This window comes from Bradyrhizobium sp. 190 (assembly GCF_023073415.1).
Taxonomy (GTDB): Bacteria; Pseudomonadota; Alphaproteobacteria; order Rhizobiales; family Xanthobacteraceae; genus Bradyrhizobium.
The window spans coordinates 566997-583441 of record NZ_JADPJL010000012.1; the positions used below are offsets into that span (position 1 = coordinate 566997).

At 59.8% G+C, this 16445-nt stretch carries 14 protein-coding genes and 2 pseudogenes; 6 read left to right on the forward strand and 10 right to left on the reverse strand.

All coding sequences use genetic code 11. The features are described 5' to 3' along the window. Nucleotides 1–32: 32 nt before the first annotated feature. From IVB22_RS11795 to IVB22_RS11825, 7 genes and pseudogenes are all read right to left on the reverse strand, one after another. Nucleotides 33–202, reverse strand: a pseudogene (locus tag IVB22_RS11795) (IS3 family transposase); the annotation flags it as partial. Between the two features lie 123 nt (nt 203–325). After that, nucleotides 326–1750: a carboxylesterase family protein gene (locus tag IVB22_RS11800; RefSeq protein ID WP_247517485.1), complete on the reverse strand. Its 1425-nt coding sequence runs from the start codon at nt 1748–1750 to the stop codon at nt 326–328. A 509-nt stretch (nt 1751–2259) separates the two neighbouring features. Beyond that, nucleotides 2260–4140: a TRAP transporter large permease subunit gene (locus IVB22_RS11805; protein WP_247517486.1), complete on the reverse strand. Its 1881-nt coding sequence runs from the start codon at nt 4138–4140 to the stop codon at nt 2260–2262. A gap of 39 nt (nt 4141–4179) precedes the next feature. Continuing rightward, complete coding sequence (locus IVB22_RS11810) at nt 4180–5199, reverse strand: TRAP transporter substrate-binding protein (protein ID WP_247517487.1); 1020 nt, start codon at nt 5197–5199, stop codon at nt 4180–4182. A 343-nt stretch (nt 5200–5542) separates the two neighbouring features. Next, entirely contained in the window at nt 5543–6703 is a 1161-nt protein-coding gene (locus IVB22_RS11815) for an alpha/beta fold hydrolase (protein WP_247517488.1), read from the reverse strand. Nucleotides 6704–7006: 303 nt separating this feature from the next. Beyond that, the gene (locus IVB22_RS11820; protein WP_247517489.1) at nt 7007–8251 is read right to left on the reverse strand and encodes a site-specific integrase; all 1245 of its coding nucleotides are present in this window, start codon (nt 8249–8251) and stop codon (nt 7007–7009) included. A 549-nt stretch (nt 8252–8800) separates the two neighbouring features. Then, on the reverse strand, nt 8801–9199 hold the full coding sequence (locus IVB22_RS11825; RefSeq protein ID WP_247517490.1) for a RidA family protein: 399 nt from the start codon (nt 9197–9199) through the stop codon (nt 8801–8803). A 163-nt stretch (nt 9200–9362) separates the two neighbouring features. On the opposite strand from IVB22_RS11825, the gene IVB22_RS11830 reads away from it, so the two are divergent. Then, a complete protein-coding gene (locus tag IVB22_RS11830; protein WP_247517491.1) occupies nt 9363–9977 on the forward strand; it encodes a TetR/AcrR family transcriptional regulator in 615 nt (204 codons plus the stop codon). 430 nt (nt 9978–10407) lie between these two features. Next, on the forward strand, nt 10408–10539 hold the full coding sequence (locus IVB22_RS11835) for a hypothetical protein (RefSeq protein ID WP_374207505.1): 132 nt from the start codon (nt 10408–10410) through the stop codon (nt 10537–10539). Between the two features lie 60 nt (nt 10540–10599). Here the strand turns inward: IVB22_RS11835 and IVB22_RS11840 are convergent, their stop codons facing one another. Together IVB22_RS11840 and IVB22_RS11845 are read right to left on the reverse strand one after the other, a co-directional pair. Next, a complete protein-coding gene (locus IVB22_RS11840) occupies nt 10600–11307 on the reverse strand; it encodes a LysR substrate-binding domain-containing protein (RefSeq protein WP_247517868.1) in 708 nt (235 codons plus the stop codon). Between the two features lie 60 nt (nt 11308–11367). Continuing rightward, nucleotides 11368–11499 (reverse strand): annotated as a pseudogene (locus tag IVB22_RS11845) (LysR family transcriptional regulator); the annotation flags it as partial. A gap of 344 nt (nt 11500–11843) precedes the next feature. Here IVB22_RS11845 and IVB22_RS11850 point away from each other — a divergent pair. From IVB22_RS11850 to IVB22_RS11865, 4 genes are all read left to right on the forward strand, one after another. Beyond that, on the forward strand, nt 11844–12713 hold the full coding sequence (locus IVB22_RS11850; protein ID WP_247517869.1) for a tripartite tricarboxylate transporter substrate binding protein: 870 nt from the start codon (nt 11844–11846) through the stop codon (nt 12711–12713). 73 nt (nt 12714–12786) lie between these two features. After that, the gene (locus tag IVB22_RS11855) at nt 12787–13887 is read left to right on the forward strand and encodes an amidohydrolase family protein (protein ID WP_247517492.1); all 1101 of its coding nucleotides are present in this window, start codon (nt 12787–12789) and stop codon (nt 13885–13887) included. Nucleotides 13888–13914: 27 nt separating this feature from the next. Further along, on the forward strand, nt 13915–14277 hold the full coding sequence (locus IVB22_RS11860; protein WP_247517493.1) for a Rieske (2Fe-2S) protein: 363 nt from the start codon (nt 13915–13917) through the stop codon (nt 14275–14277). A gap of 75 nt (nt 14278–14352) precedes the next feature. Continuing rightward, nucleotides 14353–15267 (forward strand): NAD(P)-dependent oxidoreductase, encoded by a 915-nt coding sequence (locus IVB22_RS11865; protein WP_247517494.1) that lies wholly within the window; start codon nt 14353–14355, stop codon nt 15265–15267. Nucleotides 15268–15344: 77 nt separating this feature from the next. Here IVB22_RS11865 and IVB22_RS11870 read toward each other — a convergent pair whose 3' ends face one another. Beyond that, a complete protein-coding gene (locus tag IVB22_RS11870) occupies nt 15345–16406 on the reverse strand; it encodes an AraC family transcriptional regulator (protein WP_256467405.1) in 1062 nt (353 codons plus the stop codon). Between the last annotated feature and the right edge of the window lie 39 nt (nt 16407–16445).

Genomic DNA, 16445 nt, shown 5'->3' on the forward strand with positions numbered 1-16445 from the left:
CCAAGAGTTCGCCGGACGCCATTTGGTTTAAGTTATGCTGCCATGGTCGGCCGTTCCAGCATGGCTAGTAGCGTTGCTCGGCTTCGGATGGCGGTATGTTGCCGATGGGCTCCAAGAGCCGGCGGTTGTTGAACCAGTCGGCCCATTCCAGCGTGGCGAACTCGACGGCATCGAAGTTGCGCCATGGGCAGCGCCGATGGACGCGCCAAGCGCCTTTTACGCTGATTGAGCAGAAACGCAGCCTGGCAGACGAGACCTCGCTCGCCGCCGCGCGGAAGGAATCTGCCGCCGCCGCCTCGCACGCTTTGTGTCCCTTTCGAGTAGGTTAGGTCCGTTCGATGCCTGCGAAGGTGCGCAGGACTTCCGCCGCATGAGCCGTGGGGTCGGTATGGTGGGTGCCGATGCCGTGTGAGGTGGGTTCCGTGGTCACGGCTTTCCAAAGCCGGTTATGATTGCCCCCAGCGAAGTCTAAGAGGGTGTCGCGGACGAAGGTGTCTCGGCTGGTTTGCGCGCCGCTTTGTCCGGGGCGTTGCTGGCCGACGATGCCGTACATCTCAGTGCCGTGCACGGCTGGCGCACCCTCGACAGGGCCCACGGTGAGCAGGTGGGCATTACCACCTGCTGCGGCGTGTGCGAGTGCTGCACGCGCGGCGGGTAGGGTGAAGAAGTAGTCGGTGAAGAGCGCCCCGCGGACCTCGACCGGAGCGCGTCCGTTGACGTCGTAGGCGGCGACGACGCTCCGGGCACGGCTTCGGGGGATGCGCGACTTCACTACGAGCTCATTAACTAGGTTGTCGATGCTGCCCGGGTCGAACTTCTTGGTCGCGTTGATGACCCACCAGTCCGCCTCGTTCGTCGCCGTGCTGAAGAGAATATCGATGTCGCGGTGAGACCCGGCTGTGAGGACACGCAGCGGCGTGTCTGCGAGGACGGCCCCTGGCTGAGAGTGGTCGTCCACAATCCCGATAGTCGTGTTATCGATGCCATGTCGATCGCCGATGTCACGCGGACTGACCTTGATGAGCACCTCAGCGAGGAGCTTCGCATCCAAAGTGAGCAGTCGTTCGGGATGGTCCGCGATGCCGAGTGCGGCAAGAAACTTAATCGCGAGTTCTTCGGCCCACCACGCCGGAACAATCCGGGATGCGCCCCCGGAAAATGCAGCGAGGCGCCGGTAGAGGCCGGTCGCGGCCGGGGCGGCGAGGAGCCCGATTGTGGAGTACGCCCCGGCGCTGTGGCCGGTGACAGTGACGTTCTTAGGGTCGCCGCCGAAGCGGGCGATGTTCTCCTGCACCCATTTGAGCCCGGTGATGATGTCCTGCAGACCAAGGTTTGTGGCTTCCGCGAACACGCCCTCGTACTGAGAAAGTGAGAGCCAGCCGAACGGGCCGAGCCGGTAATTCAGGGACACCCCGATGGCGCGGCCGGTCCCGGCAAGACCTGATGCGTTCGAGGTGGTCTGGGTGTTCGCGCCGACTTCGAACCCGCCGCCGAAGATATAGACGATTACGGGAAGCGCTTCTTCGCCGGCGTCTTTGGGGGCCCAGACGTTTAGGTTCAGGCAGTCCTCACTAAGTCCGCTGTCGGCTTCGAGCCAGTTGGTGTCGCCGGCTTGCAGCGGCGCGGGTCCCTTCTGGTCGTAGGGCTGATCCGGGTTGAACGGCAGCAAGACCGACCGGCGGAAGCGTTCTGCGGTGGCGTAAGGGATGCCCAGCCAGGAGCGGATCGAGTGGGCAGCGGCATCAGTCATTTGTTCGGTCCTTCTGTTGACGGCGGGGCGTAGCGCCACGGCAGGCGGCGGGGTTCCGCGGTGGAGCTGCGGGTGAAGCACCGCACCGCCTGAAATTGCAGCCGCACTGACCAAAAGGGATCTTCTGCTTATCGACACCGAAACTCTGCCCTAAAGAACACGAGCGATCGCACCGGTACCGTCTTTTACATTATTAAACTAGGATTGTTTGGTATGTTAGTCAACGAACCTATCGTAGTAAGGAATATCCTTAACCTCAATCTTCGACATATGCGACCGTCTCGCCAAAACCGATGGCGGTGCGATTGCCGCGTCTTGGCTGTGTCGGCCGGCAGGATTGCCGAATTGGGTCTTCAGGGTATCGCCACGCCGTCAATATCGACGAAGGTGCCGGTCGCGCGGAACCGCAGGCGTCAGCGGCGCGAAATTGGCCGGCGTCTTGTCCAGCCCGACGCTGTATTGATTCTGGTTGCCACCCATCGGCGACCTCGTTGTTCGCAAAACCGGGACTACAGGAACCCGATCGATATCCACGGGAATAAAGCGACGATGATCAGGCCCGCCAGCAGGGCCAGCATGTAGCCCCAGATCGGCCGGACACCCTCGGACGGATCGACCCGGCCGATCGCGCAGGCCGCATAATAGCCGACGCCGAACGGCGGCGCGAACAGGCCGATGCCCATCGCGAGGATAACGATCATGGCGTAGTGGACCTCGTGCACGCCGACCTGCTTGGCGATCGGAAACAGCAAAGGACCGAACAGCACGATCGCCGGAATCCCCTCGAGCACGCTGCCGAGCACCATGAAGGCCACGATCGATACCGCGATGAAGGTTGCCGCCCCACCGGGCAGGCCGGTCATCGCCGTCGCCAGCCCGCGTGAGAAGCCGGACTGGGTCAATCCCCAGGCCATCCCGGTCGCCGTGCCGATGATCAGCAGGATCGCGCCCGACAGGCATGCGGTGTCGATCAGCATCGGCGTCAGCCGCCGCCAGTCGAACTGACGATAGATCAACAGGCCGACCACAATGCTGTAGAAAATGCCGATCGTGGACACTTCGGTCGCGGTGGCGATACCCTCGACCACGGCGGCGCGGATCACGAATGGCAGCGCCAGCGCGGGCAGGGCGATCACAAAGGTCCTGGCAATCTCACCGCCGCCGGCTTTCTTGACGTGGCTGAGATCCTCGGCCCGGTAGCGCCACCACACCAGCGTCGCCAGCGTAATCGCGCACACCACGCCTGGCAGCAGGCCGCCGGTGAACAGCGCCGCGATCGACACGCCCGTCACCGAGCCGATGGTAATCAGCACGAGGCTCGGCGGGATGGTTTCGGTCTGCGCGCCTGTGGCCGCGAGCAGCGCCACCAGATCGCCGGGCTTGGCGCCCCGCGCTTTCATTTCAGGAAACAGCACCGGCGCCACCGCGGCCATGTCGGCGGCCTTCGAACCTGAAATGCCCGACACCAGATACATCGCGCCGAGCAGCACGTAGTGCAGGCCGCCACGGACATGACCGAGCAGGCTGGCCAGGAACGCGACCATCACGCGCGCCATGCCGGTCATTTCGATCAGCAGGCCCAAAAACACGAACAGCGGCACCGCCAGCAGGATGAGGTGGCTCATGCCCTCGTCCATGCGGTTAACCAGCACGATCAGCGGCGTATGTGTCGTCAGCGCCAGATGGCCGAATACCGCGAGCCCGAATCCGAACGCGATGGGCACACCGGCAAACACACAGAAGCCGGCCACGCCGACAAAGAAGATGATCAGATTGAGATTGCCGAGCGGACGCAGCCAGGGTTGCGCCAGCCAGAAAATTCCGATCACGGCCACGACCGAAATGATTGCCGCCAGCGTGGTCCGCAGATCGCCGGAACGCAGCAGCCGCAGCACCGCAAACATGGCCATCAGGCAAATGCCGACCGGCAGCGCCGCGGCGCGCCAGGTATTGGAAATTTGCAGGGCCGGCGTGGTGATGAAGCTTTCTTCGTAAGCGTAGTCGCATGCGGGCCAGACGATCAGCAGCAGAAACGCCAGCGCAGCGGAGGTCGCGACCACGTCGAGATAGGCCCACATCCGCGGGCCCGCGCTGGCGACCACGGCGGTCATTCGCATATGTTCGGCGCGGCGAAACGCCACCACTGAGCCCAGCATCGCCAGCCACAGGAACAGGATCGACGCCAATTCATCCGTCCAGATCAATGGCTGGTGCATGACGTAGCGCGAGATCACGCCGGCGAACAGGATCACGATCTCGGCGACAACCAGCATGGCCGCCGGGATCTCGACCAGCATGCCCAGCACAGCTTCGATCGATCCGGCGATGGAACGGCGGCGAGGGGACGTCGCCTCGCCGGCCGTCGTTGACGTGAATTCAATCTGAACCATCCCGGGTTCCCTCAGGTGATGTTGTTTAAGGCAGCGTGTTTAAGACAGCTTGCCGACGGCTTTTTCCAACAGCTCCCAGGCGTGCTCGCCGTATTTGCCCTTCCACTCGGCATAGAAGCCGGCCGAGCGGAGTTTTTCCCGGAACGGCGCAGCGTCGGGCTGATTGAAGATCAGGCCCTTGCCCTCGAGTTCCTGCATCACGCTGTCATTGAGCTTTTCGGTGTCCTCACGGTCCTTGACCGCCGCGGCGTTGGCGTTCCTGCTGACGATGGCCTTGACGTCGTCAGGCAGAGCGGCCCATGCGCGGCGGTTCATCGTGATCCAGATGCCATCCCACATGTGATTGGTCATCGAGCAATATTTCTGCACCTCGTACAGCTTTGCCGCAGAGATCAATGCCAGCGCATTTTCCTGACCTACGACGATCTTGGTCTGCAACGCCGAATAGAGCTCGCTGAAATTGATCGAGGTGGGCGAGGCATCGAGCGCCTTGAACATTGAAGTCCACAGCGGAGATACCGGTACGCGGATTTTGAACCCTTTAAAATCGTCCGGCCCGTTGATCAGCTTGGTGGATGACGTGGTCTGGCGGAAGCCGTTGTCCCAGATCTTGTCCATCACCTCGAGACCGGCCTTGTTGATTTCACCACGGACGAAAGTGCCGAGATCTCCGTCCATGGCTTTCCAGACTGTCGGGTAATCCGGGAACGCGTAGCCGACACCGGAGATCGAGGCCGCCGGCACCAGGATCGCCAAGATCACGGGGGACTGCGCCATAAACTCGACGCCGCCGGAACGGAGCTGGCTCAGCACGTCGGTAGTAGAACCAAGCTGGCTGTTCGGGAAAACCTGCATATCGAACCGACCATTGGTCTCGGTCTTGATCGCCGCCGCCATTTCGCGGGTGCGTGTCACGGACGGGTGCAACTCTGGCAGAGAGGTGGAGAATTTGTAGGTCCATTCAGCAGCTTGCGCGCGTGCGATATAGGGCGCGCCGACGCCGCCAGTGACCGCCGATGCCGCGGTCGCCTTGAGCAGTGTGCGTCGTGAAAAGCTCATCTGGTTTTCTCCCTTACCATGTCACATTGTCTCCTTTGGCCCATGGTCAGGGCTCTTGTCCCAATTGTGTCACTTGTTGGTTGTATGTCAAGTTTTCTTAGCGAAGCCATTCAGCTCGGTGTCATTGGTGGCGCGGGGGGCGTGTTTAATCTGGTCTAGCAGTCTGCTGAAAAATCACAGCTTGTGCATCCACGCATCTACACACTTCGATACCCGTGAGGAATCCGCCATCCGTTTGTGACTAAACCATGGGGATACCTCCCATCGGATAGGCACGACGTGATCTATAGAATGACGGGCGAGCTGCTGCTCGTAAACCCTGCCCAGGAAACACTTTGGCTGCCTACCCTGGGCAACGATCCGCGCGGGTCCAGTGGCGCGGGAAGCGAGGTCCGCTAAATCCCGGACGCTTGTCAACGATCCGCTTCAGAAGGTCTTTAACCTCTGCCGCAATCAACGCGATGCTGGCCGGTTCGGCATAACCCGAGTGCCCGCTGATGTGGTCGAGATCGACAATTTTGGCATTGGGTGCATGGGCCGCGACCTCCATGGCTCCGCTCTCACCGGGTGGGTGGAGCTGGTCGTAGCAGTTCGGCATCAGCAGGAGACGTGCCTTGATGGAGCGAGCGGCTGCACGCAGATCGCCGTTGAAGGGCGGCATCTTGGCAATGTCGTGGTCAGTGATGGCCCAGGTACGGTAGACCCAGTCGCGCGCCTCAGTCGCAGCCCCAATTTGCTCTGTGGTAGAGGCGAAAAAGTTATCGACCTCGGCGCGGTCCTTGAACTTTTCCCCGAATATCTCGGCCGAGTAGGCGAACGCACCCTGGATATTCAGGCCGATGCCGGTGCCGCGCCGCGGTCGATCGTCGGCCGAATATTCTCCGCCGCGCCACTTGGGATCGAGCATGATTGCTTGCCGTGATGCTTCATAGATGAAGTTCCCCTGCCTAGTGGCGTGGGCCTGCGGCACGATAGGGATAACCGCATCCATGAAATCGGGGAAACTCACCGCCCACTGCATTGCGCCGATGCCGCCCATCGAGATACCGGTCACTGCAATGAGATGCTGGATGCCGAGGCACTCTGTGAGCATCCGATGCTCGGCTTTGACCATGTCGCGGATGGTGAAGCGAGGGAACTTCATGTTCATGCCCGACCGGCTCGGTGAGGTCGTAGCGTTCGGATCCAATGAGGCGACGCCGAGCGTGTCAGGCTGGACGACGAAGTAGGTGCTTGTGTCGAACGCTTTGCCCGGACCAGCTAGTAAGCTCTGCGAGTCGCGAGTGCCCCGCAGTCCATGGAGCGAGAGGATCGCATTGCCCTTGTCGGCTCCTAGCGTGCCGTGTGTGATATACGTCATCCGGAAGTTCGGAACGACAGCGCCACTTTCGAGCGCCAGGTCCCCGAGCTGGCAAGTCTGCACAGGTGGTGACTGGGCAGCGGCACCCACGCTGGCGAATGCCAGCCCAGCGACGACGCCGAGCATCAGTGCGGTAAACGTCATGCACGCCCCCCGCATCCAAAGAGTGCCAGCGAATGCGCATGGCCGGACCGCGTGAGCGCGCGCCCGTAGGCGTGTCAATGCAAATGGCAGTCTTCGCCTCCAGCTGTCTCTCCCTGTCACATTGTCACCTTTGGCCTATGGTCAGAGATCTCGTCACAATTTTTTGAGACTTGTTGGTGGTATGTCAAGTTTTTTATGTTAAGGCTACATCGAGAGTGTTTGCCACCCAACGGAGGATGATGTTTCGATCCGGCAAGCGGAGCTGCGAAATAGAATCTTCCAAAGGGCGCGGAGCGCGACGAGTCAAGCTGCTTCAGCATCGCCTCCGTCATTGCCAACTAATGGGTGAGGGTGCTGCGTTTTCCTGTTTGGCTGGTCAACCGCACCAAACAATGCCGACGCAAGACGATCTGAAATCTTTGTCGCTGCTTGCTTGACCGGATCAGACGCAAGATGCGCATACCTCGCTGTTGTCTGAACCTGTGTGTGTCCAAGCAATTTGCCGATCATCGCCAGCCCTTCGCCGACGAGCAATCCGCCAGACGCGAACGTGTGGCGGAGATCATGAATGCGTACATCGCTCAGGCCCGCTGCTTTCCGGATGCGACGCCACGGATGCTGAAGATCGGTTAGGTGCGCTTTCTCCTTCTTACCCACAATAACGTACGGATTGCTCTTTACGCGAGGCATCGCCTTTAACAGTGCGACTGCGGCCTCGCCAAGATGGACGGTCTTTGCGCCGGTTTTGCTGTCGGGCAATCGCAGTTCTTTCTGCTCTAGATCCACGTAGCGCCATTCAAGGCGTTGAATTTCGGACAGACGGCACCCTGTCAGGAGCAGAATGCGGAAAGCAGCAACGGCATATTTGGTTTCCGTCTCATTTACCTCCGCAGCCGTCAACGCCTGTCCAAGACGTTGCAGTTCCTTTGGAGACAAAAACCTCTCGCGCTTGCGTTCTGGATAGCGTTCGACGTCCTCGCAGGGGTTGCTGTGCTTGTGCCGTATCCCCCAAGTCTCAGCAAGGTTCATCATTTTCGACAGGACGCCGAGAGTACGGTTCGCCTGATAGGGGATGTGGGACAAGGAGCCGTGCAATTCTGCGACGTCAGCCGTGGTCACAGAGCGAACGTGCTGCTTGGCGAAAAACGGATCGAGGAATAGGTCGACCGAGCGCCGATATTCTGCCTGCGTTGAGGGCTTGCAGCGAACGGGGACATACTGGTCAAGAAAACGTCGTCCAAGTTCTTTCATCGTTGTTGACTGTCGGTCCGCATCGCGCAACGCCGCTGGATCGCCATCGGCGCCCCGTACGCTGCCGAGTTTGATCGTTGCTTCGCGTCGGGCCAACTCCGCAGTGACGATCCCAAATTGCCCAATCATCACCCGTCGCGTCCGCCCGTGACGCCGGTATTGCACCAGGAAGAATCGCTTGCCGCTCGGCATCACGCGAACGCCGAAGCCGGGAAGGTCGGTATCGAAGGCGATGTAGTCTTTGGCCGCGACCTTGAGCGCCTCGACCGTCCTCTTGGTGATCTTGATCTTCGCCATGCCATACCCGTTCGCGTAACGTTCCGACCCTCAGGTTTCTGGCCGGCTTATGTTTCGTGGAAGCGTCGTGGAAGCGGCGCGACGAAAGTCGTGGCGTAACGCTTCGCAGATAAGGTAGGAGCGACCGCGAGAATAAATCAAGCCTGCTCAATGAGTTGTCGTGGAGTGGCGTGGACAGTGCGGCGCACTCGTAGAGTGGCGAAAACCGCTTTTATAAAACTCATAACCTGAAGGTCATAGGTTCAAATCCTATCCCCGCAACCAAACTACAATGCAAAACCCCAGCCTTGCGGCTGGGGTTTTCGTTTTGAGAGAGACTGCCAGGATTGCAGCCAGATCGCTTCGGACGTCGATCTCAGTTCGCCGTCCCCGGGTGTGAGGATGGATCTCCTTCACGAGAGAACGCAGGACCTCTCAGCTTTCAGCCGGGTTGCTTCAGGGGACCGCGCTCGAAGCCTTCAGCGAACTGCAAGGTCGCCTGCATCGGATGCGGGAGCCGATCGACGCGAGCGGCCGGCGTCCGTCGAAGGCCGTCTCTGCCGCGGCAGGCTACGCAAGGTCAGGAATGCGGGCGATGACTTTGATTTCGAAGTCGAAGCCGGCAAGCCAATTTACACCGATCGCGGTCCAGTTCGGATAAGGCGCTCGCGGAAATACTTCGGTCTTCACCGCCATGATGGTCCTAAACTGATTTTCGGGATCAGTGTGGAAAGTGGTCACATCGACGATGTCATCGAAGGTGCATCCGCCAGCCGCGAGGGTTGCTTTGAGATTGTCGAAGGCCAGCCGGACCTGACCAGCAAAGTCCGGTTCCGGCGAGCCGTCGGGCCGGCTGCCCACCTGACCGGAAACAAATAGCAGATCGCCGGAGCGAATAGCGGCTGAATAGCCATGTGCCTCATAGAGAGCATGGCGGTTTGCGGGGAAGACAGCATCGCGCTGCGTCATGTCATGATCCTTTCGATTGTCCCATACCGAGCTGGTCTCGGCCATCCGCGGCTGGGACTTCACAAGCCGCGATTGAATTTATATACGTCGCGTATGTGAGATAATTCATAAACGCCCCGTATGTCAAATCAGATACGCGCCGTATCCGAGATGGAGGTAGCCTATGGCCGCGAAGCGCCGCGCCGAAACGATGGAGGAGAACCGTACCAAGCTGATCTCGGCGGCGCGTAAGGCCTTTGCAGAAAAGGGGTTTTCAGAAGCCTCAATGGACGAACTGACCGCCGATGTCGGTCTTACACGCGGGGCGCTCTATCACAACTTCGGCGACAAGAAGGGGTTGCTGGCGGCCGTGGTAGCTCAGATTGATGGCGAGATGGCAAAGCGTGCTCAGGATGCCGGGGCCAGAAAACGGAGCGTTTGGGAGGGGCTACTTGCCGAGGGGACGGCCTATATCGAGATGGCGCTCGACCCCGAGGTACGGCGGATCGTCTTGTTGGACGGGCCTGCGTTCCTTGGCGATCCATCGCAATGGCCAAGCCAGAATACTTGTCTGCAAGTGACAAAGAAGGCGATCACAAGGCTGATCTCGGAAGGTATCCTCCAGCCCGTTGACGTCGAAGCTGCAGCCCGTCTTCTCAACGGTGCTGCGCTGAATGCAGCCTTGTGGGTCGCGGCGAGCGAAGAACCGCAAAGGGTTTTGCCAAAAGCCATTGAGGTGTTTCAACTCCTGGCGACAGGCTTGCTGGCGAAGCCAATCAAACGCGCCAAGGCTCATTGAATCATCGTGAACAAACCGCGGCGGAAACCCCTGCCACTGCTAGAAGTATCAATGATTTAGGCGTTGGGGACGCAGGAGCCGTCCACTTCAGACGGCCGCCACCAGCCAATGTCGGTATCGGTGGTTGCGCCTCCGCGCAACCAACTACAACGCAAAACCCCAGCCTCGCGGCTGGGGTTTTCGTTTTGCGGCAACCCGTCAAATCGCTAGCGCGTGATGCCGACGGGCGTCAGCGAGCGTCGTGCAGCAAACGTCGGCGACTTCCGGGATCGGAAGGTCATCCGAGTTTGTTCGTAGCGACGTTATATCGCTTGGGACACAACCGCTTCACCACAGCGCCTCATCCTCACCATCATTCACATCAATGTCGTTCGGCCGCGCGTCATTCAAATGAACACTGCATTCCGACATTCTGTGGGTGGGTCGCATCATGATGGACGGCCCGGCCAAGGCCCTGGCTGATAACAAGGACGTCAAGGAGTTCTATCTTGGAATGTCGTCGGAGGGGCGCAAGAGCTTCCGTGACATGAAGTCGTATCGTCGCCGCAAGCGCTGGGTTTGACGGGGCTTGCCGTTCGACCACAACGATATGGCTTGGTTTGCCGGTTTGAATCACTCCCATCTACGTTTGCCGTTTGAGACATTTCCGGATTGCGTCTGTCAGCGCGCGGCCGGCAGGCGATAGGGACTGGCCGTTCAAGGTCACGATGGACACGGTACGGATCAATGCCGGGTTGGCGATGGGGGCCGCGCGCAAATCCTTCGTGAGCGGCGTCGGTAAAGCGATCTTCGGCAAGATGCCCACACCCATACCCGCCGCCGCTAGCGCGATCAGGGTATGCGTGTGAACCACCTCGAACTTGATATCCATGTGCAGATCGCGGACCGCCAGGGCCCGGTCAATCATGATGCGCAAGGCCGCTGACCTGGAGTTGAGCAGTACCGGATAGGCGCAGAGGTCGGCCAGGTTGACCGACGCGCGCCGGCGAAACCGAAAGGCTTCTGTCGCGATCGCATAGATCGGATCGTCGAATAGCCCGTCAAACCGGAATTCAGTCGAGCGCTCCATCTCGATTCCAATTCCAAAGTCGACCTCCCTGCGGCGAATGCATTCGAGCAGGTCCGCCGCGGCAAGTTCGCGGAGCCGAATGCTTATTCCGGGATAATTCGCCTGGAAGGCCCGGAGTGCGCGCGGCAATATCGTCGCTGCAATGGTGGGGATGCACGCGAACGTCAGCGTTCCCCGCTGGATGTCGACGGCTTCCCGAATTTCCCGAAGGCCATTCTCCCATTCACCCAATGCGCGCCGCGCGAACGTCAGCAGCTTCAACCCCTCGGCGGTGAGTTCGACCCGGCGCGTTGTTCGGTGAAACAGCGCCGCACCGATCTGGTCCTCGAGTTGCTTGATCTGCATGCTGACCGCGGATTGAGATCGGTTCAGCTTTTCCGACGCCTGCCGAAAGCTCCTGTTGTCGGCGATGGCGATAAAGATATGAAGAAGTTTGAAATTGATGTCCGGCATTTACGCTGTTCCCCGATGCCTGAGACATAAATCACAAATATTGAATAATCCATCAGATAATCGCGCTAGGCTGATCACCCGCCCGTCTCTATGATTTCGCGAGGTCGCATTTTCGCCGCCGTCGCACGCAGTCATGTATTCCGTGCAGCCGGCAGATGGACGATCCTTTCCGGAAGACGAGAAACATCGTGCTCCGGCAATAAAGCGGGCGGCTCGATCCGACCGCAACTGGAGGAAACGTGAGCATCGTTCGGTCGCTTATCGCAGGACTTGTCGCCACATTGGCCGCCTGGCCGTCATGCGTTCAGGCGGAAGACTACCCAGCAAGAGCAGTCCGCATCATCGTGCCGCAATCCGCCGGAGGTGCAACGGACACCTTTGCACGCGCGATCGGACAGAAGCTCAGCGAGCGCTGGAAGCATCCGGTCGTCATCGAGAATCGCGCCGGCGCAGCGGGCGTGATCGGCACCGAGGCGGTCGCGAAGGCTCCAGCGGATGGATACACCTTGCTGGTCACCTACGAAGGTTCTCAGGCAATCAACCCCAGTCTTTACGAGAAGCTGCCGTTCGATTCCGTCAGGGATTTCGAGCCGATCGCCACCATTGCGGTGACGCCGTTTCTATTGATTGTCGGCCCGCAAACAAAAGCCAATACACTTGCCGAATTTCTTGCGCTGGCGCGGGCCAATCCCGACAAGCTGAACTACGGCTCGGCGGGAAACGGTTCTGTGAATCACCTGCTGGGCGAGATGCTGAAAGTCGAGGCCGAAATCCGCATCACGCATGTGCCCTACAAGGGGGCTCCGCAAGCCATTTCCGATGTGATCGGCGGTCACCTGGATTCGGCATTTGCAAGTGCTCCATCGGTCATCGCCTCGGTTCAACAGGGACTAGTGCGTGCACTGGCCGTCAGCAGTGGTCAACGCGTTGCGATTGCTCCGGATACGCCGACAATCGCCGAGGGCGGGGTCAAGAATTTCGACGTCAATCCCTGGTGGGGAATCTTCGCCCCGGCGGGGCTCAGTCCGTCGATCGTCAGCAAGATAAATTCAGACGTTGCCGAGATTCTGCAGGAGCCAGACTTCCAGGAATTGCTCGCTAAACAGGGAGCGGCGCCGCTTGCCAGCTCGCCGGTGCAATTTCGTGCGTTGCTCGCGAAGGATATCGCGAAATGGGCAAAGGCGGTCAAGGCGGCAGGAATCAAGATGAACTAGCCCCCTCACGGCGTCGCTGCACGCGCCTGCGCGCGGTCGGACGCAAGTGAGCGCGATCTGATGGAGATTTCAAATGTCCGAAACGCTTACAAGAGCGGACGTCCGCGCGCGCGCGAAAATCATCGACGCCGACGTGCATCCCTGGATCAACGGCGACATCAAGGGATTGAAGAAGTATCTGTCGCGCGACTGGTGGGCGCATTTTGACGGCCGGTATGTCTTGCCAAACCACTGGCTGCGTCCGCCGCTCGCAAGGGCTTCATCCAACCGCATCGACGCCATGACGCCCTCGGGAGGAGAGCCCGGTTCTGATCCGGTGTTCATGAAGGAGGAGCACCTCGACAAGCACAATATCAGTCATGCGATCCTGTCATCGATTCAGGCAGGCAAGCTTGCGGCTATTCCTACCGCGAACGAAGCCGTAGCTCTTGCGACCGCCTTCAACGAATATTTTCTCAACGAGTTCATCACGGTCGATGACCGTTACAAGCTCGCAATGGTCGTCGCCGCGCATGATCCGCGCGCTGCTGCCGCGGAAATCCGCCGTATCGGCCATCTGCCGAACGTGGTCGCGGTGTTTATGCCGCTGCTCAACATCCTGATGGGGCAGAGGCATTACTATCCGATCTATGAGGCGGCCGAGAGCCTTGGCCTTCCGATCCTGATCCATCCGACCGGGACCGAGGGCGGTTTTCCAACCGCGGTGGCCTTCGCAGGAGGAACGCCAACCACCTATATCGAGCGGCACACGAACTTCCCGGAAATCGGGATGTCCAGCATCAACAGCATGATCTTCGAAGGTGTGTTCTATCGATTTCCAGGTCTGAAGCTGCTGGCAGCGGAGTTTGGCTTCAGTTGGCTCCCTCACTTCCTTTGGCGGATGGATCAGAACTGGCAGCAGTTTCGCAAAGAGGTGCCGTGGGTGAAGGTGAAGCCGAGTGAAACGGTGCTGAACCACGTGCGGTTCACGTCGCAACCGATGGAGGAGCCGGAGAAGCCGGAATACCTCGCCAGCATTCTCGAGATGATCCATGCCGATCGCACGCTGCTGTTCAGTACCGACTACCCTCATTGGGATAATGATTTTCCCAATCTCACCTTGCCGGGAATTCCAGCGGCGCTGCGGCAGAGGATATTTTTCCAGAACGCCGCTGACCTCTTCAATCTGGCTTGAGACGAAGGCTCGTCGACGGAGGGTATCGTGAGTTTACATCTGGTGGCGCAGCTGGATCAGTTGGAGGACGCAACTCCAAAAGTCTTCTCGGTGGCTGGACGGTCGATCGGCCTCATCAAGTCCAACGGCAGGGTTCATGCGGTGCGCAATGTCTGCCCTCACAAGGGCGCGCCGGTATGCAGAGGCACGTTCAGGGGAACGATGCTGCCGAGCGAACCGGATAATTTCGTCTTCGGCATGGATGATAGGATTCTGCAGTGTCCATGGCACGGATGGGAGTTTGATCTGAACACCGGCCGGACGTTGTGCGGTCACGGCAACAAGAAGCTCATCCTGTATCCGGTCACGGTCAAGGAGGGCGCGGTCTACGTCGATCTGGGACGTGACTGAGCGCTGGCTCGATATTCCACCGGGCGCTCCCTGCCATCCGCAGGCGGTGCGCCGAAACGCAAATCAGGAGCGATGATGACCGAGTTGAGATTGGGCTTTGCCGGTGTCGGCAAGATGGGCGGGCTTATGGCCGCGCGTTTGATCAAGGCCGGTCATCCCCTGACCGTGTTCGATGCGAATGATCTGGCCGCGGAGCCCCTGGTCAAGGCCGGCGCCAAGCGCGCCAATACCTTGCGTGATCTTGCCGGGCATGCGGAAATTATATTCGCCAGCCTGCCGACGCCTGACGTGGTGCGAGAAGTTGCGCTCGGGACAGGCGGCATTGCGGAGAGCGGCACCACGAAACTGTTTGTCGATCTGTCCACGACCGGACCCAGGGTCGCCCGGATGGTAGCCGAAGGCCTCGCAGCCAAAGGTATTACGGCCGTGGATTGCCCGGTGAGCGGTGGCTTGGCCGGCGCTCGCAACGGCACGCTCGCACTGATGGTGTCCTGCCCGGCTGCTGCTTACGACCAGCTGCAGGAAGTGCTTGAGGTGTTCGGCAAGCCAATCTTCGTCAGCGAAATCCCGGGTGCCGCGCAAACGATGAAGCTTGCCAACAACCTGCTCGCAGCGTGTGCGATTGCGATTTCATCGGAAGCATTTGTATTCGGCGTCAAAGGCGGGCTGGATCCAGCGACGATGTGCGAAGTGTTCAACGCGAGCAGCGGCAGAAATACCGCAACACTGGACAAGTTCCCGCGGTCCGTGCTGCCAGGCACGTTCGATTTCGGCTTTTCGACGGCCCTGGCTTTCAAGGATGTGAAACTGTGCCTGGATGAAGCGGAAGCGCTTGGAGTGCCGACGCCTGTCGGCAATGCCGTTCGGCAGATTCTTGGGCTCACGCAGGCGATGTTCGGTCCTGAATCCGATTTCACCAGCATGGTGCGTCCGTTCGAACAATGGGCCGGCGTGGAGGTACGCTCTCCGCCGAAGTCTGAACGGGCTTGAAGTCCTCAGCGCGGAATAGACAGCCTTGTAGGCACGGCGCGCCAGCGCTTTCGACGAAAGCGCAAATCTGCAGGGCCTCACGCTTGCCGCACTGCGCGCGAATCGGACGGCTTGCCGGCGCGGAATTCCCGCGGAGTTGTTCCTGCCCAGCGCTTGAAAGCGTGTGTGAATGTGCTGACTTCCCGGTACCCCAGCAGCCATGCGATCTGTGAAATCGCCAGGTCGCCGTGCGCTAGATATGCCTTGGCGAGCTCCGCGCGATATTGATCCAACAGGACCGAGAAGGTCAGTCCCTCGGCTGCAAGCGCACGCGCAAGTGTGCGCCGGCTCATGCCAAGTTCTCGGGCAATTGCCGCGATACGTGCCTTGCCGTGAGGAACGCGCGGTGCAATTGCTTTCTGGACCCTTGAACGCACAGTCGCCCGATCTGGCGTTTTGGTGGCGAGTGCTTGCTCCGCGTATTTCACGAGGAGCTCGTGAAGATGACAATCGGCGCTCACGATCGGAAGCGAGCTCACGAATCCCGGGAAAATGATCTCGTTGGAATCCGACGCAAACTCGACCTCGCATCCCAGGAAGGTTCGGAATTCGGGAGGCGCCGCGTGGCGAAAGTGCCTGACCTTCAGTTGGCGCGGTGCCAATCGGGTGTCGGTGAGCTGCCGGCACATGCGAACCAGCGCAAACAGCCAAAACTCCATTTGATGCCGGTCCGATTCCGGTTCAACCCCAATGTAGTCGAGCGCGATTGCAGTTGCGCGGTTCAGATCGATGCGGAGCTTGATGCCGTCGTTGACGATCCGCGTATACCTTTCGGCATCGCTCAGGGCGTCGGCAAGAGTGTTGGAAGATGACGGTATGTAATAGGGCAGACCAATTTGTCGAAGTTCGAAATCCTGCGCCATTCGAAATCCGAAAAGATCATCCTTGAGTTGTTCGGCGGCGATTTCGAGAAGCTGGACCTGAGCCCTGACCTCAATGCGAGCCGTTGGATCATCAATCTGTTCGGCCTTCAGTCCTGCTTTCGACAACAGAGGAGCGAGTGGAAGCCCGGCTGCAAGCAGCCTCGCGCAAGCAAGTCTTGCGACCGCTCCAGTCGTACTCGGAATCGAATGTAATGGCGAAAGCCCGGGCGCGCCCATAGGAGGATACCTCGTAATGCCATCCGCGGATGGCGGTTT

Coding starts and splice junctions, on each gene's coding strand:
- IVB22_RS11800 (WP_247517485.1), bottom strand. CDS start 1,750: ATGACTGATGCCGCTGCCCACTCGATCCGCTCCTGGCTGGGCATCCCT.
- IVB22_RS11870 (WP_256467405.1), bottom strand. CDS start 16,406: ATGGGCGCGCCCGGGCTTTCGCCATTACATTCGATTCCGAGTACGACT.
- IVB22_RS11855 (WP_247517492.1), top strand. CDS start 12,787: ATGTCCGAAACGCTTACAAGAGCGGACGTCCGCGCGCGCGCGAAAATC.
- IVB22_RS11825 (WP_247517490.1), bottom strand. CDS start 9,199: ATGACGCAGCGCGATGCTGTCTTCCCCGCAAACCGCCATGCTCTCTAT.
- IVB22_RS11810 (WP_247517487.1), bottom strand. CDS start 5,199: ATGAGCTTTTCACGACGCACACTGCTCAAGGCGACCGCGGCATCGGCG.
- IVB22_RS11815 (WP_247517488.1), bottom strand. CDS start 6,703: ATGACGTTTACCGCACTGATGCTCGGCGTCGTCGCTGGGCTGGCATTC.
- IVB22_RS11805 (WP_247517486.1), bottom strand. CDS start 4,140: ATGGTTCAGATTGAATTCACGTCAACGACGGCCGGCGAGGCGACGTCC.
- IVB22_RS11835 (WP_374207505.1), top strand. CDS start 10,408: ATGATGGACGGCCCGGCCAAGGCCCTGGCTGATAACAAGGACGTCAAG.
- IVB22_RS11830 (WP_247517491.1), top strand. CDS start 9,363: ATGGCCGCGAAGCGCCGCGCCGAAACGATGGAGGAGAACCGTACCAAG.
- IVB22_RS11865 (WP_247517494.1), top strand. CDS start 14,353: ATGACCGAGTTGAGATTGGGCTTTGCCGGTGTCGGCAAGATGGGCGGG.
- IVB22_RS11820 (WP_247517489.1), bottom strand. CDS start 8,251: ATGGCGAAGATCAAGATCACCAAGAGGACGGTCGAGGCGCTCAAGGTC.